Genomic DNA, 20,420 nt, shown 5'->3' with positions numbered 1-20,420 from the left:
AAAACAAATTGCATTAGTTTCATTATTGGGGATGTCTGCTTCAGCGATGGCAGGCGAATGGCAAGTTAAAGTGGGTGGATCAGTACTTGCTCCAACCTCAGATACTTCAATGAACACATTGGTTGGTCCTGTGACTGTTGAAGCTGATAGTGAACTCGGTTTTACACCGTCAGTTGAATATTTCTTTAATGACAACTTCTCTGCAGAATTATTACTTGCAACACCTTTTAATCACGATGTACTAGTAAATGGTGATAAAGGTGCAAAAATCAAACACTTACCGCCAACATTAACGGCTAAATACCACTTCAAAAACTCAACTCGTTTTACACCATACATTGGTGTAGGTGGTACAGCGTTCATCGCATGGGATGAAGAAGGCGTTGCTAAAGATGTGAAAGAAGCCTTTGGTGTGGCAGGTCAGGTTGGTTTTAGTTATCAACCTGCTGATGCAAAGAATTGGGGTGTATTCTTTGATGCACGATATGCTGATTTAAGTCCTGAAGTTACTCTTGAAGCTGATACTGCTGCAGCATTAGGTGCAGAAAAATTCGATCTAGATATCGACCCAATGGTATATACGATTGGTTATAGCTACAAATTCTAAGCTGTAGTTTGTAGTAGAAAAAGCCTCCTTTTGGGAGGCTTTTTTTATGGTTTGTAGCAATACTGTTCACAAAATTTGACTACAGTTATGTAGCTCTATCACCTAAGCTTAAAAAAAATATAGACGATTGATATGATGAAAACATGGGCTTTTTTATTATTCATAGCATGTTTTAGTGGCGCCACACAAGCAGCGAGTTTTAATTGTGAACGTGCACAAACCTCAACTGAAAAAGCGGTGTGTGAGCATCGTATAGTCAATGATGCTGATGTTAAAATGGCAACCAGCTACACCATTTTACGTAAACTTGTGCCCATACAAACTCGATCTTTGATTCAAGAAGAGCAAATCAAATGGCTACAGTTACGTGATCAATGCCAAGACAATCTGAATTGTTTAGTGGATGTATATAAAATGCGGCAGCAGAAAATTGATTTACATTTAAATCGTATTTATAAAGCGCAAACATTTTAAATTAAAAATTTTCAAGTTTTACCATTGAAAAACTTTAAGGTCACTCCAATAGATATTGCATCTATAATTCTAGGAATGACCAATGAGCGAAGCAAACGCACAAAAACATAGTTTCCAAGCTGAAGTTGCCCAATTGCTACACTTGGTAACGCATTCTTTATATTCTAATCCTGAAATTTTCTTGCGTGAGCTGATTTCTAACGCCTCAGATGCCTGCGACAAATTGCGCTTTGAAGGCATTAATCACCCTGAATATTATGAAAATGACCCAGAGCTTCATGTACGTGTGACTTTGGATGAAGAAAACAAACGTATTGTTATTTCTGACAACGGTATTGGTTTAACCGAAGCTGAAGCGATTGAGCATTTAGGGACCATTGCTAAATCTGGCACCAAAGATTTTATGTCTAAGTTAAGTGGCGATCAGAAATCTGATGCGCAGTTAATTGGTCAATTTGGGGTGGGCTTTTACTCAGGTTTTATTGTAGCTGATAAAATCACCGTAGAATCACGCCGTGCGGGTGTAGAGGCAAGTCAAGGTGTACGTTGGATCAGTCAAGGTACCGGTGAGTTTGAAACAGAAATTATTGAAAAGCCAAGCCGTGGTACCGACATCATCTTACATTTACGTGAAGATGCGACGGAGTATTTAGATCGTTTTAAAGTTAAACAAATTATTAATAAATACTCAGATCATATTAGCTTGCCAATTGAAATGCCAAAACAAGTGTGGCAACAAGAAGAAGTAGCAGAAGGTGAAGAAGCCAAGCCGGGTCAGTATGTCACCACCAATGAATGGGAGGCGATTAACTCAGCCAGCGCGCTTTGGACACGTAACAAAAGCGAAGTGACTCAAGAGCAATATCAAGAGTTTTATAAAAACCTAACGCATGATTTTGCCGATCCATTAGCATGGGCACATAACCGTGTTGAAGGTAGCACTGAATATACTCAACTGTTGTATATTCCAAGCAAAGCGCCAAGCAATATTTTTACCCGTGAAGCCAAAGCTGGCATTAAGTTATATGTAAAGCGCGTCTTTATTATGGACGATGCAGATAACCTGATTCCAAATTACCTACGTTTTGTGCAAGGGATTGTAGATAGTGCTGATTTGCCGCTTAATGTGAGCCGTGAGTTACTGCAAGAAAGCCGTGATGTTAAAACCATTCGTGAAGGTAACGCACGTCGTATTTTGACTGTGCTAGATGGCTTAGCAAAATCTGAAGATGAAAAAGATCAAGACAACTTTAAAACCTTCTATCGTGAATTTGCTTCTGTATTAAAAGAAGGTTTAGGTGAAGATGTTGCCAATCGCGAGCGTATCTTAAAATTATTGCGCTTCGCCACTTCTAATAATGATGAAGTCACTACCTCATTAAGCGACTATAAAGCACGTATGAAAGAAGGCCAAAAAGCCATTTACTATGTGACTGCGGAAAGCTTAAACGCTGCGAAAAACTCACCACAACTTGAATTATTCAAGAAAAAAGACATTGAAGTTTTACTCATGACCGAGCGTGTAGATGAGTGGGCGATGGAGTTTGTACAGGAATTTGATGGTACAGTTCTGCAAAACGTGGCAAAAGGTGCAGTAGACTTAGGTGATTTACAAGATGCTGAAGAAAAGCAAGCACTTGAACAAGCCGCAGAAGAGTTTAAACCTGTGGTTGAACAACTCAGCAGTTCACTTAAAGATAAAACCCAAGAAGTGCGTGTGACCACACGTTTAGTCGATTCACCTGCATGTTTAGTCACGCCTGAAGGTCAATTGTCACCGCAATTGTTGCGTATGCTCAAAGATGCAGGTCAAGCAGTTCCTGAGAGTAAACCGATCTTGGAAATTAACCCAAGCCATCCATTGGTGAAAAAATTACAAGGCTCAAGCCAATTTGATGACCTTGCCAACGTAATTTTTGACCAAGCTGTGATTGCCGAAGGTGGTTTGCCTGAAGACCCTGCTGAATATGTAAAACGTATTAATAACTTATTGTTGGCTTAATAAAATTGATAAAAAAGCTCCCTGACGGGAGCTTTTTTTATGGCTTGATGATGCAAAAAAACGATAATCAAGATTAAAAAATCCCTTTGGTTTTTAATCTAATAAATGAATTATATTTTAAAAATTGATCTATAATGCCAATCATTAAGTCATCAGGTGAAATAGTTATGAAATCGCTATTGAGTTTAATTGCTTTGGGTACGCTTGGTCTAAGTACACAAGTTATGGCCAGTGCTACGTATGTAGAGCACCGTAATGATCGTGTTCAAGTGAGTAATGCGGCGACAGCTACTAGCTTGCAAGTGGAGCGCGTGATTCAGCGTAATGATCGTATGAAACTTAAAAAACTGGTGACCACAGACATTAATAAGTTTTCACAATATAAAGAAGTATTACGCGAGCAACGTAATGACCGTGTGAGCATTGTACGTCATGTGAATTCTTAAAGTTAAAAGCCCATTTTCATGGGCTTTTTAATGTTTAAAATAAGGCTTCTAAACGTAGTAAGGCACTGACATGATGGTCTTGATTTTCACGATCTTCATTAAAGTAATTAAGATCAGTTTGTACAAAAAACCATTCACGTAATACAGGTTGCCGCCAAGATACAAAAGGTCCCCAACTATCTAAGCGTAGTTGATTGTCGTTGTAGTAACCACCGCTATAGACACCATAGTTAAAACGATTGCCTTGGAAAAATTGGTGTTGTCTAAAGGTATAATTTGACCAATTTAAATCATCTTCTGATGCATCTGCATAAACCAAAGCAAATTGGTTAGAAAGTGAAGCCTCATTTTTACGCTGATGTAGCAATTCTAGATTGGTGCGTAGATAATTTTCGCTATCGCTTCCATAACGATAAATTTGCTCGGCGTGAAATACAAAATCGTTTTGTAGTTGCCAATCTTTTTCAGCTTTTAAGCGTAAATATACGTCGTCGCCGGAGCGAATACCGACATCTGCATCAGTTTCAAAATCATATTTTTTAGAAAAATTGCTCCATCTTAGAGCAATAGAGCTGTTGTCCTCACGGGTACGTTGTTGATCATAATTTTTATTTTCAGCAAGGCTAGGATTTTCATTGGTAATAGCCACTTGATTTTTAAGCTGGTCATCTAAGCTATCATCACCAAATACCACGCTAAAACGTTTTTCCAAAGTAGGTAATTCAATTTTACCTCGGATACGTGGACGGATTTCATAGCCATCATAATCATCCCATTTGTTATCAAGCAAAATTCTTAAAGTTGCCGAAGCAGGTTGACTCGGGTTGGTGACACCAAACCAATCATCAATTTTATGCGCTGTGCCATCTACCCAGTGACGCACACCTTTTTGTTGTTGATCAATCCAAGTGCGATCTTCTGTAGTTTGAGTACTTGGTACAATTGGATGATTAGATTGTTGTGGCAAGAAGGTGGGTGTGGCATCAATCGCCCGTGGAATTTTATACAAGATACCTTGAGAGGTATCTTGTTGTTGTGCGTACACGCCGTGACTGAATACGAATACGCTGCTACAAAGTATTATTTTTTTAATCATACTGATGATTTACACTTATTTTTAAACAGTGTCTGAAATTATCATGATCAAAAGCAAGCGGTTGCTACAAAATTACAGCAATTTAAGAAGCCTCCGTACAGATTGCCTTATACAACGTAATTGGGTCAATCGGTTGAGGTAGACGTTGAATGACTTCTTGAATCATCTGCCAGCTAATGCCTTGATTTCGGTCGAGCAAGAGATAAGGATATGCAGTTTCATTGCGATATAGACCTAAGCGTTGGTCTCCATGAATGACCCGAATTTTTTGCCGTTCTTTTAGTAGTAACAAAGGCGTGTTGACATGCGCTGGCGTTTCGACAAATTGAATAAATTTTTGTGTTTGTAAAAAGTGCGCAGGGATAAATGGATAATAATGATTGTTGTCCCAAAGCAAGGTCGCTAAAGCTTGGTAGGTATTAAATAGAGCATCTGGATCAAAAAGATTTTTCTCTAAGCTTGCCCAATTGATACTGCTTACAGCGGCAAGTTTATGTTCTTGGGCATGGCTAAAGATATGTGCTAAACGAATCGCTTGTAATTCTCCTACGGCACCAAACAGAGCCAGATACTTTACAAAACGCCCTTGGCTATCTGTTTGCTCGGCTAGATAAATAGGTCGCTCAAATACATGCTCAATATCTGTATAGTGCAACAAAAGATCAACGTGGTTGCAGCTAATGTCTTCTGGATTTAAACGATACAGTTGTTTTTCTTGTGCAGCGTCAAACAGTAAAGCACTGACCTGACAGCTATAGCCATTGAGTAATAGGTTAGGTCGCGTTTGTGGTTTTTTGCTGTGCTTGGCAGAAATAATCATTTTTTGTGCCAAATTTACTTGTATGTCAGGTTCGCTCGTTGCTTCAGGCGGTGCAGTGAAATCTACAGCTTGTGTTTGAGCTAAGTTAGCTTCACTAGCCATGACGTTTTGCGCCAATTTCATTGCTTTAGGTGGGCTTGATTCAACTGACAAAGAGGGATCTATTGTCGGGCTAAGTGCTGATATTGCTTGAGAGTTTTCTATACTGTTCGATTGAGTTTGAGTAGTATTAAAATCAATTAAATCAAAAGTTGGCTCTTGAGCGTGATATGGCATTGTCGGTTCAGATGCAGTAAACAAAGGTGGTATATGAATAGGTGTATTGCTGTCTAATTGCAGTGGTTCTAGACCTAGATCAAAAGACAGTCCTTCACTAATATCAATTTCTTGTTTGCGTAAGCGCCGTGTGGAAACTGGTTGAGGGGTTGCACCTGAATCGAAACGCGTTTCTTGTAACACCCTGCCTTGAATTTGTTGAGTTGTTGCTTGCTCTAGCATATTAGGGAAATGGTGGATTGGAATATGCAAGGCTTTTTCAATTTTATGCATATGTGCTTGATAAGTCGCATCAAGTGTTGTACTGATAGGATCATCAATACCTGCAATATCTGCCGCTTGAGTACTTGGCTTGTGGATTGTAGTGCTAGCTGTGTAACTCTGTTGAGGGTCAGCTACACCAAAACATTGATACTTTAATTCTTGAGTCACAAGCCAATGATATACTTCTTCAAGCGCACCATTTTCGCTAATCAGCAGTTTTTGATTTGGCATTTGTAAGAGCCAAATTTGCCAACCTTCTTCAGGTTCATACAGCAATGCCCAAGTAGATTGGGTTTGTTGGTATAAAACTTCTTCTAATTCTTGATCTTGGCTAAATGTGCCACAGCAAAAGTCAGAATAATGGCAGTGATAGACAAATTCTTGTGCTTGTAACAAAGGTTCTAACTGATCTTTAGTGTCTTGAAAACCTGGCTGATGCAGTAAGGTTGTATACAATTGTTGTATTTCCAAAATACGTTGCTTAGCGCGAGCATGATCAAAATAAGATAAATTGTCATCTTGTAAACTTGTTATAAGCTGTGACAATTCTTGCGTTAATAATGCTTTATCTAAGGGCTTCATTGGGCTTCTCTAAAGATATTCTTGCGCTTGGTTGAGGTAACTGGCGAGCAATATATTGGTTGCCAAATCAAGCACTGCATATTCGGTACTGTTTGGATTTGGATATTGTAAGGCCAGTTGGACCAATTGCTCTAAAGGAATAGCTTGAGGGGCAATTTGACCTTGCAGTAGCGCTTCTAATTCATTCATAAGGCAAATTTAAAATAGCAAAATAAATTATTGTCAGTTTTAAGATTATAGGGTTTTAAGCCCGAAAAAGGTGAATAAATGTGCATCTTTATTATACATATAGTCATTAAAATGAGTTTAAATCAAGAAAATTGCAATTTGATCTGGGTCATAAAAAACCGGTTTTAATTTTAATTAAATAACAATTTACTTAAATAGTGTGCCATTTTAGGCTTTTAAATCAAGGTACTAACATAAATTTCCCTGAAGAAAAAATAAAGATAACAGCACAAATAAATAAGGGAATTTTAACATCAATTTAACAATTAAGTAAAAACAGCAAAGTAGGATGGAGCTTGAGGGACAAGCTCCAATGAAATTCTAAAAATTAGGCTTTAGGCTTGTTAAGGCATTTTTTTTCATACACCTTACCGCCAATTGCACCTAAAATTGCGCCACTGATCGTACCAAACACCGGCAAAATGCTGCCAGCGACTGCACCAATTAAAGCACCTTTTGCCGCAGGAGAAAAACGTGACTTTTTAATTGGGCAACTTGTGTCTTGTACCTTGTTTTCAGGCTCATTATTTTGATCTTGGTCAAATAAAGTGTTTACATCGTTATTGTGATTCATAGATACCTCTAGTTAGTCTTAGTATTATGGTTAAAAGTGTACCTAAACTAGCCTAAAGAGATTTTAAAAGATGTGTGTAAAAAGCACGGTAGTTTTTGTAAGTAAATGAAAATCCCCAGCCGAAGCTTGGGGATCGTGAGTTTGTTTTTTTCAACCTAGTTATTAGGCATCTTGCTCGTCGTTTTTAGGTGCTTGTTGAGCTTTTTCTAACACGTTTAAAAACACATCGCGGGGTTGAGCGCCGGCAAGGGCAATACGTTGGTCAAATACAAAGAAAGGAACGCCGGTAACTTTGAGTTGCTCACGCGCGACTTCTTGGTCAAACTCTACAAAATCTGCAAACTCGTTGCCATCAAGTAGGTCGTCGACTTCTACAGGGTTTAAGCCAATACGTGCAGCAACATCTTCTAAAGTTTCACGTTCGCCGATTTTTAGACCTTGGGTCATATAGCTATAAAATAATGCTTCTTGGGCTTCGTTGCCTAAACCTTTGCTTTGTGCCAAATGAATCAAGCGATGAGCATTAAAGGTGTTGCCTGAATTGGCCTGTTGCCAATTAAACTCAATGCCTTCGGCTTTGGCCATATCGGCAATATTGCGCTGCATTTCTTCAACTTCAGCCAAAGTACGACCATATTTTTGCGCCAAGCGTTCAGTATTAGAAATACTTTGGCTTTGTGGTGCTTCAGGGTCTAATTGATAGCTATGCCAATGGATTTCAAGCTCAATTTCAGCTTCTTTGGCAACCGCCTCTAAACGTTTTTTACCAATATAGCAAAACGGACATACTACATCTGACCAAATATCTACGCGCATGGACTTTCTCAAATTGTGTTTATCACTTAGATGAGGCTTAGGCGTTAAATTTAAAGTTTAAGCCCAACAAAAAAGCCATTCAGCAGTTATTTAAGGCTTTATTGTATAAAAACACAGCAAAATGTGTATGCTAAAAGTTAATTGAGCTAGATCAAGGAGCACACCATGCGTCGCGTTGTCATGATTGTGAGTGCAGTAACGGTGATAATTTTTGCTGCTTTATTTTATCAGTATCAAAAACAGCAGCAAGATGTAGCACAGTTGCATCAATATCAAACGGTTTTATATGAAAAAACCGAACAGTTATATGAACAGGCTCAAGATTGGCAAAACCCGATTCAGTTGACTACTCAAGATTCACGCTTACAAGGCGATTATCGGGTCATGGCTGATTTTATTTTGAGCTATTTAACAGACAATGCTGAGGCACGTAACGTGTATTTACGTGAATTAAAAAGCATTGCTTGGGATCAATTTTTAGATGTTAAACGCCTAGATCAAGATAAAAAGCAAAACTATCAACAAACCCAAAGCATGTTGGTCAATGCACGTAGTTTAGCGGCACAGTATCAAAGCCAAAATGAACAACGTCATGCCAAAGCATTGGCTGAAGCTGAGCATTTAAATATTCAAACTCGTTTAAAACAGACCTTAGTTGAGAGTTTAAAGTCTCAGCAAGATCAAGATCTGTATGCAGTGTTTGAGTTAGAACAACAAATTTTAGCCAAAGCTGAAGGTCTGTTTAGTATTTTAAAAGCGCATCAATGGCAGGCTAAAAATGGGCAATTTTTCTTTTATGAAGAGCAACCCTTAAAAGAGTTTAATCGCTTATATCAAGAGGTGACAGAATTAAATAGAAAAATTGAGCAGATCAAACAGGGTCACAAAGCTGCGGTGGAAGCAAAATTGTAACGATTTTCTATTGTCAGCAAAGTGTCAAATCTTGTGTTTAGACTCAAATAAAACATCATAACAATAAGGCAAATCCTATGTATATCGCAGTAGATTTCCCTGATTTTGAACAGCATTACATGGAGTTTATGCAAAGCTCCCAACATCCTAAACTTGAGCGTTTAAATGAATGGGGCAAACAACGTTTCTTCTTGGCCAAATATTTTGATGTGGTTGATGATCAACACGATACCCTACAAATGGTGTTGCATTATCAGCAACAAAAGGTACGGCTTAATTTGCGCCAAGCGCCTGAATTTATGCAAAAAGAGGCATATTTAACTTGGCTTAAAGCCCAATTTAGCCAACATGGTGTTGTTTAGTGGTCTGGCTTTTGCATATAGGCTCATTTTAAATTTAGTAAACCAATATGCAACGACTTTGGATTAAACAGCCCTTAGCTGTATTTAGCGCAAATGACCTAGATGCCAGTCAAGGTATTGTGCTTGAAGGCACACAAATTGTAGAAGTGCTTGGACGTGGGCAAGTGCCAAGCCAAGCTTGTGATGAGGTGATTGATGCCAAAGATTGGGTGATTACCCCGGGGCTGATTAACAGTCATCACCATTTTTATCAAACGCTTACCCGTGCATGGGCGCCTGTGGTCAATGCACCACTTTTTCCGTGGTTACAAAACTTATATCCGGTGTGGGCACGTTTAACCCCTGAACAATTGCATGTGGCGACTCAAGTGGCTTTAGCGGAATTATTACTCTCGGGCTGTACCTTTGCTGCTGACCATCATTATTTATTTCCGACGCAATTGCAGGATGCGATTGATATTCAAGTGAACGCAGCACAAGCTTTGGGTTTACGTGTGATGCTGACTCGCGGCTCAATGAGTTTAGGGCAAAATGAAGGTGGTCTACCACCACAGCATACAGTGCAACAAATGCAGGTGATTTTAGACGACAGCCAACGTTTGATTGAGCGTTATCATCAACGCGGAGCAGGGGCGATGGTGAATATTGCACTTGCACCGTGTTCACCTTTTTCGGTGACCCGTGACATTATGCGTGAAAGTGCAAGCATGGCGCAAAGCTTAGATGTACGGCTACATACCCATTTAGCCGAAACTTTAGATGAAGAGCAATTTTGTTTACAGCGCTTTGGCATGCGAACTGTAGATTACTTAGAAGATGTAGGATGGTTGCAAAAACGCACTTGGTTGGCGCATGGCATTCACTTTAATGCAGAAGAAATTTCCCGTTTAGGACAAGCTGAGGTGGGGATTTGTCATTGCCCACATTCTAATATGCGTTTGGCTTCAGGCATCTGCCCAAGCTTAGATTTAATAGATGCTGGTGCCAAAATTGGTTTGGGCGTAGATGGTTCAGCCTCAGGTGATGCTTCCAATTTAATTTTAGAAGCACGCCAAGCGTTGTATTTACAACGGCTCAAATATGGTGCAGAAAAAATCACCCCACAATTAGCATTGGGTTTTGCGACCACAGGTTCGGCAGAAATTTTAGGTCGCTCGCAAGATTTAGGTCAAATTCAAGTGGGTTATCAAGCCGATTTGGCCTGTTACCGTTTAGATGAGCTGAAATTTTCAGGCAGCCATGACCCCATTGCTGCTTTGTTATTATGTGGTGCAGATCGTGCAGATGCTGTGATGGTCGCAGGGCAGTGGCGTGTACGAGAGGGTCAAATTCAAGGTCTTGATCTTGAAGAACTCAAACATCAGCATCAACGTGCTGCCAAAGCGTTAATGGCAGCTTAAACCGATCTAGCTAAGGTTATTTTGATCGGTTAGATGTGCCTTAGTTTATAAGATGGCATATATCTTGCTCTTTTGCTTATTAAGTCAGTTGCGCAAAGCAACATGCAACATAATGAAATAAGGATCAGGGCAAGATATGAATAATTCTAAAAATATTTCTCCCGAACATGAGTTTTTAGGCGTGGGTACCAGTTTGACCTATGGCTTACAGCACGTTTTAACCATGTATGGTGGTATTGTCGCACCACCTTTAATTGTGGGGATTGCAGCAGGTTTAACGGGTGCACAAATTGGTTTATTAATTACCGCCTCATTGTTTGTAGGTGGTTTAGCCACCTTGTTACAAACGCTTGGCGTTAAGTACTTTGGTGCGCAGTTACCGTTAGTACAAGGTGTTTCTTTTGCCGGCGTTGCCACCATGATTGGAATTGCGACCACAGGTGGCGGTTTTAATGCCATTTTAGGGGCAGTGATTGCGTCTTCCATTATTGGTTTATTGATTGCGCCATTTTTTGCCAAAATTATTCGCTTTTTTCCACCTGTGGTAACAGGTTGTGTGATCACCATTATTGGTTTATCGCTGCTGCCTGTGGCAGTACGTTGGACAATGGGCGGTAATAGCAATGCACCGGATTGGGGCTCATTGCAAAATATTGGTTTGGCTGCCATGACTTTGGGTATTTTGTTATTACTCAGTCGTTTTGGTTCGGAATCTGTTCGTCGTACAGGCATCTTACTCGCCATTGTGATTGGCAGTATTTTGGCTTATGTACTCGGCTTTGGTGATTTTTCTAAAGTGGGCGATGGTGCTTGGTTTGCTGTGCCTGAGTTCTTAGGTTTTGGTATGCCGACCTTTCATTTATCGGCAATTTTAGCCATGACCATTGTCATGATTGTAACCTTAACTGAAACCACTGCAGATATTATTGCTGTAGGTGAAATTGTGGGCACAGAGGTCGATGATAAACGTATTGCCGATGGTTTACGTGCCGATATGTTATCGTCTGCAATTGCACCATTCTTTGGTACTTTTATGCAAAGTGCTTTCGCACAAAATGTAGGTTTGGTGGCCATTACAGGGGTAAAAAGTCGTTTTGTGGTAGCAGCTGGCGGTTTGATTTTGGTATTTTTAGGTTTACTTCCAGTTATGGGGCGTTTAATTGCCGCAATTCCAACTCCAGTTTTAGGGGGGGCGGGTTTGGTTTTATTTGGTGTGGTGGCAGCAAGTGGTATTCGTACTTTAGCTAAACTTGATTATAGCCAACAAAAAAATCTGATTATTGTCGCAACGTCTTTGGCTGCAGGTATGATCCCTATTATTGATCATTCATTTTATGCGCAATTTCCAATGTGGTTTAAAACCTTGTTCCACTCAGGCATTAGTGCCACCTGTGTGATGGCAATTTTACTTAATATTTTATTTAATCATTTAAGTTTTGGGCGCAAAATTTTACCCAAACAGCCACAAATTGGTGCTTTAGCTAAACATGAGCATTAATCTAGAGTTAAAAAAGGATGGCTTAAGCCATCCTTTTTTTGTGCTTAAAATTAAGCAAATTTCTTTTTAAACCAAGAGAAAATAGATTTTTTCTCTTCGGCAGCATCAGCTTTTACTTCAGCAGTTTTTTCAGCAGCGTCAGTTGCAATTTCTGCTTTTTCAATCGCTACTTTTTCTTCAATAGCAGCAGTTTCAGCAGCTTGAGTTGCAATTGCTTGAGTTTTTGCTTGTGCAGTAGCATCAACAGCAGCGACTTTAGCGACAACTGCCTCTTTGGCTGCAACTGTTTTTTCAGCAGCAACTTGCTGAGCGACAACCGCTTTTGCTACAGCTGCGTCTTTGGCTTGGGTGGCTTTAACCAAAGTTGCATCTTTTGCTGCCATTGTCTTGGCAACAGCAACATCTTTAGTTGCAATTGTGCTGACCACAACAGCATCTTTGGTGCTTACAGCAGCGTCTTTTACCGCAGTACCTGCTTGAGCTGCATCGGTTTTAACGTTTTGTAATTGTTGGGTTACAGTTTGTTTTAAGGTTACAGGGGCAACTGCTGTGGTTTGTGCCATTGCTGCTGTTGAGCCTGCAACTAAAGTTAGTGCCACAACTGTTTGGATTGAATTCATGTTCATCACTTTAAAAAAAGTATAAAAAGCGATATTAACGCCAAAATTTATCATATTGATGATGCATACAGATAAAGTGTAATTTTTGTGTGAAAATTAATCTAATTTAACAGGTTTATAACAGGATGTTGCAAAGGGGATACATCAAAAAAATCCCCCGCTTAAAGCGAGGGAGTTTTAATCTTTAAAACTTAAACACGTTCAATAATGGTCGCAATGCCTTGACCTACACCAATACACATGGTCGCTAAACCAATCCGTGTATCTTGTTGTTCCATGACATTGAGTAAAGTGGTAGTGATACGTGCACCTGAGCAACCCAATGGGTGACCGAGCGCGATTGCACCGCCATTTAAATTGACAATATCTTGCTTTTCATACAAATCTAAACCTTTAAGCACCGATAAACCTTGTGCTGCAAAGGCTTCGTTTAGCTCAACGGTTTGAATATCGTTGATGGATAAGCCGGCACGTTTTAAAGCTTTTTGCGTAGCAGGCACAGGACCATAGCCCATGGTTGCCGCATCACAACCTGCAACCGCCATCGAGCGAATCACAGCACGTGGTTTCAAGCCCAAAGCTTGAGCACGTTCAGCCGACATCAATAACATGGCAGATCCACCATCAGACAAAGCCGATGAAGTTGCTGCGGTCACTGTACCGTTTTTCGGGTCAAATACAGGACGTAATGAACGGAAAGTTTCAATATTGGCATCAGGGCGAATCACTTCATCTTGGTCGCACAAGATTTTAAAGCCGTCGGCATTATGACCTTCAACGCCCACAATCTCACGATCAAAACGACCAGCTTGGGTTGCCGCCCACGCACGTTGATGAGAATTGACACCAAACTGATCTTGCTCTTCACGACTAATATTAAATTGACGACCTAACAATTCAGCAGTTAAGCCCATCATATTAGAAGCTTTAGCAAAATATTTTGAAGATTCAGGGCTGATATCAATGCCATGTGTCATGGGTACATGACCCATATGCTCAACACCACCAATGATGAAGATTTCACCTTGATTGGTGGCAATTTGCGCTGCCGCAGTGTGAATCGCTTGCATAGATGAACCACACAAACGGTTGATGGTTTGACCTGCAACGGTTTTTGGTAATTCAGCCAGCAAAGCTGCATTGCGGGCAATGTTAAAGCCTTGCTCAAGAGTTTGACCTACACAGCCCCAAATTACGTCTTCAACTTCGTTGACGTCAAATTGGTTACGAGCAACAAGGGCACGAATCAGTTCTGCCGATAAACGCTCTGCGCGTACATTGCGGAACATACCATTTCTGCTTTTGCCCATGGCAGTACGAACGCCATCAACGATGACAACGTCACGAGGATTTAAAGTAGCCATTGGTGTTGCTCCTTAACCGTAAAATTTCTTGTTATTGGCTGCCATATCACGCAGCATTTGTGGGGCTTCATAGCCTTTACCTAAGTGTGCATATTTATCACATAGCGCCACGTATTCTGCTACACCAAGTTGGTCGATGTAACGGCATGGACCACCACGGAATGCAGGGAAGCCCACACCCATAATCATCGCCATATCTGCTTCGGCAGGGGTTGCCACAATATTGTCTTCTAAGCAGCGCACAGTTTCGTTACAGAAGGTGACCATCATACGATCAATGATTTCATGTTCGTCAAATTCACGTTTTTCAGCAGCCACACTTGCTGCAATCACTTCATAGGCAGTTGGGTCAACGGTTTTGGCTTTTTTGCCTTTTTTATCAAGCTCATACTTATAAAAACCAACATCATTCTTTTGACCTAAACGATTGGCTTTATACAGCAACTCAATTGAACCGGTAAAATCAGGTTTCATGCGATCAGGGAAACCTTCAGCCATAACTTCTGCACCATGCACGCCGGTATCAATCCCGACAACGTCCATTAGATAAGCAGGACCCATTGGCCAACCAAAGTTATGCATCACTTTGTCGATTTGTTGGAAATCTGCGCCATCACGTACCAATTGGTCAAAGGCACCAAAGTAAGGGAACAACACACGGTTGACTAAAAAGCCCGGGCAGTCATTCACTACAATTGGGGTTTTACCCATTTTTTGTGCCAAAACAACAGTGGTCGCAATCGCTTCTGCTGAGGTTTTTTCACCACGAATCACTTCAACCAATGGCATAAGCGGCACGGGGTTAAAGAAGTGCATACCGACAAAGTTTTCAGGACGTTCAAGACCTTCGGCTAAGCGAGTAATAGAGATGGTTGAAGTGTTTGAAGCAATGATGGTATTTGGCCCAACTTTGCTTTCTGTTTCACGTAACACAATATCTTTAATTTTTGGATTTTCTGTGACTGCTTCAATCACAATATCCACGTCTTTAAATTCGTCATAACCCAAAGTTGGACGGATACGCGCTAAAGTTTCACCCATTTGTAACGGCTTCATTTTTTTGCGTTCAACTTGCTTAGTCAGTAATTTGGTTGCTTCTTCCATACCTAAAGCAAGTTGTGGATTACCAATATCTTTCATGATAATTGGCGTGCCTTTACTGGCGGCTTGGAAGGCAATACCACCACCCATAATACCTGCGCCAATGACGGCAGCTTGCTTAACAGGGTAGGCGCCTTTTTCATACTTTTTAGATGTCTTTTTCACCACTTGGTCATTTAAGAACAAGCCAATCAGTGCTTCTGATTGTGCAGTGATCGCAGCTTTAGCAAAGGCCTTGGCTTCTTCAGTTAAAGCTTCGTTACGCTTTAAGCTTGAGCCTTTTTCTAAAGAATCAAGCAATAATTTTGGTGCCGGATATTGTGTTGGTTTGGCTTTTGCAAATACCACAGCTTTGGCTGCATTAAATGCCATGATTTGTTCAATTGCATTTAATTTTACAGGCTCTAATTTTTCTTGGCGTTTGGCTTTCCAATCTAAACGACCATCAATGGCTTGTTTAACTAAATCAAGCGCTGCATCTTGTAGCTGATCATGTGCCACGACAGCATCTACAGCGCCTTCTTTAAGTGCTGCTGCACCTTTGCGTGGTGCTGATGTTGCAATCCAATCAATAGCGTTATCTATGCCAATCACACGGCTTAAACGCACTGTACCGCCAAAACCTGGAATTAAACCAAGTTTCACTTCAGGTAAGCCCACTTGTGCTTTATCTGACATAACACGATAGTCACAGACCAAGCACATTTCAAAACCACCACCTAAAGCCACACCATTAATGGCTGCAACTTTAGGCATATCTAAATCTTCAAATGCATTGAATGTTTGATGTAGTGCTAACACCCAATCTACAATTGCATCTTCGCCTGCGGCAAAGGTGGTACCAAATTCAGTGATATCAGCGCCGACAATAAAGGTCGGTTTGGCTGAAGTAACCACTAGACCTTGTATACTTTGATTGGCTTTTACAGCGTCAATCGCAGCTTGAAAGTCATCAATGGTTACACGGTTAAATTTGTTGACTGACTCACCTTGTAAGTCAAAGCGGAATTCTGCAATTGCGTCCGTGAGCATTTGGACGGTAATGGCATTGCCAGCGTGGATCATGCCTGATCTCCTTTATTTTGGAGGACTTTTTAAGTTAATGTTATGAAGTAGGTGCGTATAGTCCTAAGCACCTCAAACTTGACTCATCTTACGATAACTTTATGTCAAAAAAACATCACAAGTTGTATCTAGTCGTGACGCTAGGGTCATCTATTTTATGGCAAGTGTGCTTAAGGTAAATTTTATCGCTTGCACATTGGTATTGTTAGCTGTCACAAAAAGAGCGCTTTGCAATTGCTGTTTTTGAATATAAAGCTGTCTAGGTGTAAGCAATAATGGCGCTTTTTTCAAGTGTTTTTATTTTTTGTTTGGCTTTGATGTAAAAATTAAGCATCTTCACCCAAAGTCACCGACCTTTTATCGGTTGCATCTTTATGGATATTTGAATAGTCAGCTAATATGTTTGACTCTAATTTTGAATAATGAAGATACTTTATGAAAAACATAATAAGTAAAACTTTGGTGATTGTGCCTGTTGTGTTGGTCAGTTCAATGAGCTTTGCAGATTGTGATAAAAATTTAAATCAAACTGATTTAAATATTTGCACCGCACAAGAATATAAAAAAGAAGATCAAAAGCTCAATAAACTTTATCAAGCCTATAGCGCCAAGTTGGGCAGCGCTGAGCGTAAACAATTTACCGCGATTCAAAAATCTTGGGTCAATTACAAAGACAAAGATTGCCAATATGCTGCTCAAGGTTATAAAGGTGGCTCAATGTATCCAATGGTATTAAATGAGTGCTTAACTGAAAAAACTGAAGATCGTATTGATGATTTAGAAGATTATTTAAAAGAAAAAAATCGTTAATTAGTTGTAAAAAGACCACCTTACACAGGTGGTCTTTTTGATTTAAGTTGCTTGAAAATGACCATTTTGATAATCAAGATTTAACTCAAATACATCAGGATGTTGCAAAAAATAGAGTGCCAATACAGGTTCAAGTTCGGTACGGAGTTTGCGCCCTAAATGGCGTGCCCCATAACGAATATCATGATCTTGATAAAAGTAAGCTTTGGCGGCATCGGTTAAATGCACTTGGCGCTTTTGGTGTCGTAGGCGTTGATTGAGTTTAGTCAGTTCAATCTCGACCAGACGTGGCAGGGCATCATCTTGTACAGGTTGATAATGCAAGGTGCGATCAATACGGTTTAAAAATTCCGGATCGAATTTACGACGCATGACTTTTTCAATAATGGTTTGCGTAGGAACGCGCTTTAAACAGACATCTTGCATTTTTTTAGGTAAGAAATTGAGCTTATCTAAATATTGCTGTGCCGCTTGCGCACCGACATTGCTGGTCATAAAAATCATGCAGTTACGAAAATCAATGGTTTTAGTGCCAGCGGTGAGGGTAAGTTTGCCGGTATCTAAGACATTCATTAAACCGCGTAAGACTTCATTTGAGGCTTTTTCAAGTTCATCAAATAACATAATACCGGGGCGTGTGTGGCTGCCTGCAATGGCGGTTTCATCAAATAAACTATGCCCTTCTTTAGAGCCAACATAACCTGGTGGTGCGCCGGTTAAGGCTGCGGCATAATGTTCTTGCGCTAAGGTGTTCATATCAATCCGGCAAAACGCATCGGCACGTCCATAAATCGCTTCGCTGATTAAGCGTACCGTTTCGGTTTTGCCTACGCCGGTAGGGCCAAGCATTAGGGTGACTGACAAAGGACGCTCAGGATTAGAAAAGTCGGCTTTAACCACATGCAACATTTTTTCAATTTCATTGAGTGCTGCATCTTGCCCAATAATACGTTCACGCAGCTTTTGCATGACTTGGATTGGTTCAAAATGAAAACGTGGTTTACCAATCAAGCGGTCTTTTTCTGAAATGCTATGGCTAGATGTAGCAGGCTGAATAATATGCACGGCATGCGAAGATTGCGTCATAACATGATTTCCCTAAAGCAGAGTTTAAGCATAGCAAAAATGCAGCATCATCAACATCTCTTGGGCGGCCAAGCTACATTAATCTGCTTGAAAATCAGCAATTGATCATCACATTATGCAGAATAAAGATTGCCAAGCCATAGGTTAATTGTGAACGCACATGCCCGTCCTCATATCGAAAAAATCTTAGCCCATATGACCACCTTGCCGGGGGTGTATCGTATGTTGGGTAAAGATGGTGAATTGCTGTATGTGGGTAAAGCCAAAAATCTTAAAAATCGTGTTTCAAGTTATTTTGTAAAAACCATCGAGCATCCTAAAACGCAAGCGTTGGTGAGTCGAATTTACGATATTGAAACCTTGGTGGTGCGTTCAGAAACCGAAGCTTTATTGCTTGAGCAAAATCTAATTAAGTTACATCGTCCGCCGTACAACATTATGCTGCGTGATGATAAATCCTATGTGTATATTTATATTTCAGCTGACAAACCTTATCCAAGAATTGCCAGTGGTCGCGGTAAGGGCAAGCACCAAGCCGGAAAATTCTTTGGGCCTTATCCAAGTGCAGTCAATGCCAAAGACACTTTGTTGGTTTTACAAAAACTGTTTAATGTACGCCAATGTGAAAACAGCTATTTTGCGCAACGTAAACGCCCGTGTTTGCAATATCAAATTAAACGCTGTAGTGCGCCGTGCGTGGGCTTAATTTCGCCTGCGGATTATCAGCAAGATGTGGCAAACTCGCTACGTTTTTTACAAGGCGATACCAAAGAGCTGAATCAAGAACTGATTCAAAATATGGAAGCCGCTGCCGAAGCCTTAGAGTTTGAAAAAGCAGTGTTTTATCGCGATCGTTTGGCATTGTTGCGTGATGTGCAAGCCAATCAAGCGATTTACAAAATTAAAGGCGAAGCCGATATTTTAGCAATTGCCTATCAAGCTGGGGTGACCTGTGTGCAAATTATGCATGTGCGTAACGGTAAAATGCTGGGAGGAAAAAGCTATTTTCCTGATATGCAAGGCGATGATTTAGGGCAAATGCTGAATGACTTTATGGCCAACTTTTACTTTCAAGTGGCCGATGAAGTGCCATCAGAATTGATAGTGAATGTTGAACTGCCTGATGTAAAAGAATTAGAGCAAGCCTTGAGTCAGCATTTTGATAAGAAGATTCAAGTTAAACATAAAGTGCGTGAAACCCGTGCCGAATGGCAAGAATTAGCACAAATGAACGTACAACATGGCATTAAAGTACAGCTTGCCAATCATTTGCAGCTTAATGAACGTTTTCATCAGCTTGAGCGAGTTTTACAACGTGCTGTAGATCGTATTGAATGTTTTGATATCTCACATACCATGGGTGAGGCGACCATTGCCTCTTGTGTGGTGTTTGATCGTGGTGGGATGCGCAAGCGTGATTATCGTCAATTTGGTATTGAAGATATTACCGAAGGCGATGATTATGCAGCCATGCGCCAAGCTTTAACCCGTCGTTATAGCAAACACATGTTGCCGGATTTACTGTTGATTGATGGTGGTAAAGGGCAATTGAATATGGCTATGCAAGTGATGCAGGATTTAGGTTTAACCGAGCAGGCATTTTTGGTGGGCGTGTCTAAAGGTGAGGGGCGTAAACCGGGCTTAGAAACCTTACATTTTACCGATGGGCGTAAAGAGCAGTTACCTGAAGATCATAAAGCCTTGCATTTAATTCAGCAGGTACGTGATGAAGCACATCGTTTTGCCATTACCAAACATCGTGCTAAGCGCGATAAACGCCGCAGCTCTTCGGTCTTAGAAGCAATTCCGGGTTTAGGGCCAAAACGGCGTCGTGATTTACTGACCCATTTTGGTGGCATTCAAGGGGTGCTCAAAGCCTCGGAAAAAGACTTAAGTTTAGTGCCGGGTTTAGGCGCAGTCTTGGCACGTACCATTTATAAAGTCCTGCATGAATAAGGCTGACTCAGTAGGCAGGCGTGCATTTCCGCTAGTGACACTGTAACGCATTTCGTATAAA

Annotated in this window: 19 protein-coding genes; 10 read left to right on the top strand and 9 right to left on the bottom strand. The window is 40.5% G+C overall.

Translation table 11 applies throughout. The features are described 5' to 3' along the window. The 4 genes from Q0017_RS08485 to Q0017_RS08470 all read left to right on the top strand — a co-directional run. Positions 1–607 (top strand): OmpW family outer membrane protein (locus tag Q0017_RS08485; RefSeq protein WP_298145346.1); only part of this gene is annotated, 607 nt, incomplete at its 5' end. A 135-nt stretch (positions 608–742) separates the two neighbouring features. Beyond that, on the top strand, positions 743–1,081 hold the full coding sequence (locus Q0017_RS08480; RefSeq protein WP_298145349.1) for a hypothetical protein: 339 nt from the start codon (positions 743–745) through the stop codon (positions 1,079–1,081). Positions 1,082–1,163: 82 nt separating this feature from the next. Further along, a complete protein-coding gene (gene htpG, locus Q0017_RS08475; protein WP_298145343.1) occupies positions 1,164–3,083 on the top strand; it encodes a molecular chaperone HtpG in 1,920 nt (639 codons plus the stop codon). A 167-nt stretch (positions 3,084–3,250) separates the two neighbouring features. Beyond that, positions 3,251–3,529, top strand: coding sequence for a hypothetical protein (locus Q0017_RS08470; protein ID WP_298145340.1), 279 nt, complete (start codon positions 3,251–3,253; stop codon positions 3,527–3,529). A 34-nt stretch (positions 3,530–3,563) separates the two neighbouring features. On the opposite strand, the gene Q0017_RS08465 is transcribed toward Q0017_RS08470, so the two are convergent. The 5 genes from Q0017_RS08465 to Q0017_RS08445 form a co-directional block, all read right to left on the bottom strand. Then, positions 3,564–4,625 (bottom strand): hypothetical protein, encoded by a 1,062-nt coding sequence (locus Q0017_RS08465; protein WP_298145338.1) that lies wholly within the window; start codon positions 4,623–4,625, stop codon positions 3,564–3,566. Positions 4,626–4,707: 82 nt separating this feature from the next. Next, entirely contained in the window at positions 4,708–6,567 is a 1,860-nt protein-coding gene (locus Q0017_RS08460) for a hypothetical protein (protein ID WP_298145335.1), read from the bottom strand. 9 nt (positions 6,568–6,576) lie between these two features. Beyond that, complete coding sequence (locus tag Q0017_RS08455) at positions 6,577–6,756, bottom strand: hypothetical protein (protein WP_298145332.1); 180 nt, start codon at positions 6,754–6,756, stop codon at positions 6,577–6,579. 367 nt (positions 6,757–7,123) lie between these two features. Beyond that, on the bottom strand, positions 7,124–7,369 hold the full coding sequence (locus tag Q0017_RS08450; RefSeq protein ID WP_298145330.1) for a DUF456 domain-containing protein: 246 nt from the start codon (positions 7,367–7,369) through the stop codon (positions 7,124–7,126). 162 nt (positions 7,370–7,531) lie between these two features. Then, on the bottom strand, positions 7,532–8,185 hold the full coding sequence (locus tag Q0017_RS08445) for a DsbA family oxidoreductase (RefSeq protein ID WP_298145327.1): 654 nt from the start codon (positions 8,183–8,185) through the stop codon (positions 7,532–7,534). Between the two features lie 165 nt (positions 8,186–8,350). On the opposite strand from Q0017_RS08445, the gene Q0017_RS08440 reads away from it, so the two are divergent. The 4 genes from Q0017_RS08440 to Q0017_RS08425 all read left to right on the top strand — a co-directional run bounded on the left by Q0017_RS08440 (position 8,351) and on the right by Q0017_RS08425 (position 12,357). Continuing rightward, a complete protein-coding gene (locus tag Q0017_RS08440; RefSeq protein ID WP_298145324.1) occupies positions 8,351–9,097 on the top strand; it encodes a hypothetical protein in 747 nt (248 codons plus the stop codon). Between the two features lie 77 nt (positions 9,098–9,174). Further along, the gene (locus Q0017_RS08435; RefSeq protein WP_298145321.1) at positions 9,175–9,459 is read left to right on the top strand and encodes a hypothetical protein; all 285 of its coding nucleotides are present in this window, start codon (positions 9,175–9,177) and stop codon (positions 9,457–9,459) included. Between the two features lie 47 nt (positions 9,460–9,506). Then, positions 9,507–10,859 carry an 8-oxoguanine deaminase gene (locus Q0017_RS08430; RefSeq protein ID WP_298145318.1) on the top strand — a complete coding sequence of 451 codons (1,353 nt, stop codon included), beginning with the start codon at positions 9,507–9,509 and terminating at the stop codon, positions 10,857–10,859. Between the two features lie 136 nt (positions 10,860–10,995). After that, positions 10,996–12,357, top strand: a complete 1,362-nt coding sequence (locus Q0017_RS08425; protein WP_298145316.1) for a nucleobase:cation symporter-2 family protein — start codon at positions 10,996–10,998, stop codon at positions 12,355–12,357. A 50-nt stretch (positions 12,358–12,407) separates the two neighbouring features. Here Q0017_RS08425 and Q0017_RS08420 read toward each other — a convergent pair whose 3' ends face one another. The 3 genes from Q0017_RS08420 to fadB form a co-directional block, all read right to left on the bottom strand. Further along, positions 12,408–12,977, bottom strand: coding sequence for a hypothetical protein (locus Q0017_RS08420; RefSeq protein WP_298145313.1), 570 nt, complete (start codon positions 12,975–12,977; stop codon positions 12,408–12,410). Between the two features lie 191 nt (positions 12,978–13,168). Beyond that, a complete protein-coding gene (fadA, locus tag Q0017_RS08415) occupies positions 13,169–14,341 on the bottom strand; it encodes an acetyl-CoA C-acyltransferase FadA (RefSeq protein WP_298145310.1) in 1,173 nt (390 codons plus the stop codon). A gap of 12 nt (positions 14,342–14,353) precedes the next feature. Next, positions 14,354–16,507, bottom strand: a complete 2,154-nt coding sequence (fadB, locus tag Q0017_RS08410) for a fatty acid oxidation complex subunit alpha FadB (RefSeq protein WP_298145307.1) — start codon at positions 16,505–16,507, stop codon at positions 14,354–14,356. Between the two features lie 435 nt (positions 16,508–16,942). Between fadB and Q0017_RS08405 the strand changes: the two genes are divergently transcribed. After that, positions 16,943–17,317, top strand: a complete 375-nt coding sequence (locus Q0017_RS08405) for a lysozyme inhibitor LprI family protein (RefSeq protein ID WP_298145304.1) — start codon at positions 16,943–16,945, stop codon at positions 17,315–17,317. Between the two features lie 42 nt (positions 17,318–17,359). Here the strand turns inward: Q0017_RS08405 and Q0017_RS08400 are convergent, their stop codons facing one another. After that, positions 17,360–18,403: an AAA family ATPase gene (locus Q0017_RS08400; protein WP_298145301.1), complete on the bottom strand. Its 1,044-nt coding sequence runs from the start codon at positions 18,401–18,403 to the stop codon at positions 17,360–17,362. Between the two features lie 150 nt (positions 18,404–18,553). Between Q0017_RS08400 and uvrC the strand changes: the two genes are divergently transcribed. Continuing rightward, a complete protein-coding gene (gene uvrC / locus Q0017_RS08395; protein ID WP_298145298.1) occupies positions 18,554–20,359 on the top strand; it encodes an excinuclease ABC subunit UvrC in 1,806 nt (601 codons plus the stop codon). Positions 20,360–20,420 lie beyond the last annotated feature (61 nt).

The organism is uncultured Acinetobacter sp. (assembly GCF_947624825.1).
Taxonomy (GTDB): domain Bacteria; phylum Pseudomonadota; class Gammaproteobacteria; order Pseudomonadales; family Moraxellaceae; genus Acinetobacter.
This window is presented reverse-complemented; position numbering and strand designations above follow the sequence as displayed.

What these genes read in the sequence shown, in the direction of transcription:
- Q0017_RS08460 (WP_298145335.1), bottom strand. Translation starts at nt 6,567, where the DNA reads ATGAAGCCCTTAGATAAAGCATTATTAACGCAAGAATTGTCACAGCTT.
- fadA (WP_298145310.1), bottom strand. Translation starts at nt 14,341, where the DNA reads ATGGCTACTTTAAATCCTCGTGACGTTGTCATCGTTGATGGCGTTCGT.
- Q0017_RS08455 (WP_298145332.1), bottom strand. Translation starts at nt 6,756, where the DNA reads ATGAATGAATTAGAAGCGCTACTGCAAGGTCAAATTGCCCCTCAAGCT.
- Q0017_RS08420 (WP_298145313.1), bottom strand. Translation starts at nt 12,977, where the DNA reads ATGAATTCAATCCAAACAGTTGTGGCACTAACTTTAGTTGCAGGCTCA.
- Q0017_RS08445 (WP_298145327.1), bottom strand. Translation starts at nt 8,185, where the DNA reads ATGCGCGTAGATATTTGGTCAGATGTAGTATGTCCGTTTTGCTATATT.
- Q0017_RS08480 (WP_298145349.1), top strand. Translation starts at nt 743, where the DNA reads ATGAAAACATGGGCTTTTTTATTATTCATAGCATGTTTTAGTGGCGCC.
- Q0017_RS08400 (WP_298145301.1), bottom strand. Translation starts at nt 18,403, where the DNA reads ATGACGCAATCTTCGCATGCCGTGCATATTATTCAGCCTGCTACATCT.
- Q0017_RS08440 (WP_298145324.1), top strand. Translation starts at nt 8,351, where the DNA reads ATGCGTCGCGTTGTCATGATTGTGAGTGCAGTAACGGTGATAATTTTT.
- fadB (WP_298145307.1), bottom strand. Translation starts at nt 16,507, where the DNA reads ATGATCCACGCTGGCAATGCCATTACCGTCCAAATGCTCACGGACGCA.
- Q0017_RS08470 (WP_298145340.1), top strand. Translation starts at nt 3,251, where the DNA reads ATGAAATCGCTATTGAGTTTAATTGCTTTGGGTACGCTTGGTCTAAGT.
- Q0017_RS08435 (WP_298145321.1), top strand. Translation starts at nt 9,175, where the DNA reads ATGTATATCGCAGTAGATTTCCCTGATTTTGAACAGCATTACATGGAG.
- Q0017_RS08450 (WP_298145330.1), bottom strand. Translation starts at nt 7,369, where the DNA reads ATGAATCACAATAACGATGTAAACACTTTATTTGACCAAGATCAAAAT.
- Q0017_RS08465 (WP_298145338.1), bottom strand. Translation starts at nt 4,625, where the DNA reads ATGATTAAAAAAATAATACTTTGTAGCAGCGTATTCGTATTCAGTCAC.
- htpG (WP_298145343.1), top strand. Translation starts at nt 1,164, where the DNA reads ATGAGCGAAGCAAACGCACAAAAACATAGTTTCCAAGCTGAAGTTGCC.
- Q0017_RS08430 (WP_298145318.1), top strand. Translation starts at nt 9,507, where the DNA reads ATGCAACGACTTTGGATTAAACAGCCCTTAGCTGTATTTAGCGCAAAT.
- Q0017_RS08425 (WP_298145316.1), top strand. Translation starts at nt 10,996, where the DNA reads ATGAATAATTCTAAAAATATTTCTCCCGAACATGAGTTTTTAGGCGTG.
- Q0017_RS08405 (WP_298145304.1), top strand. Translation starts at nt 16,943, where the DNA reads ATGAAAAACATAATAAGTAAAACTTTGGTGATTGTGCCTGTTGTGTTG.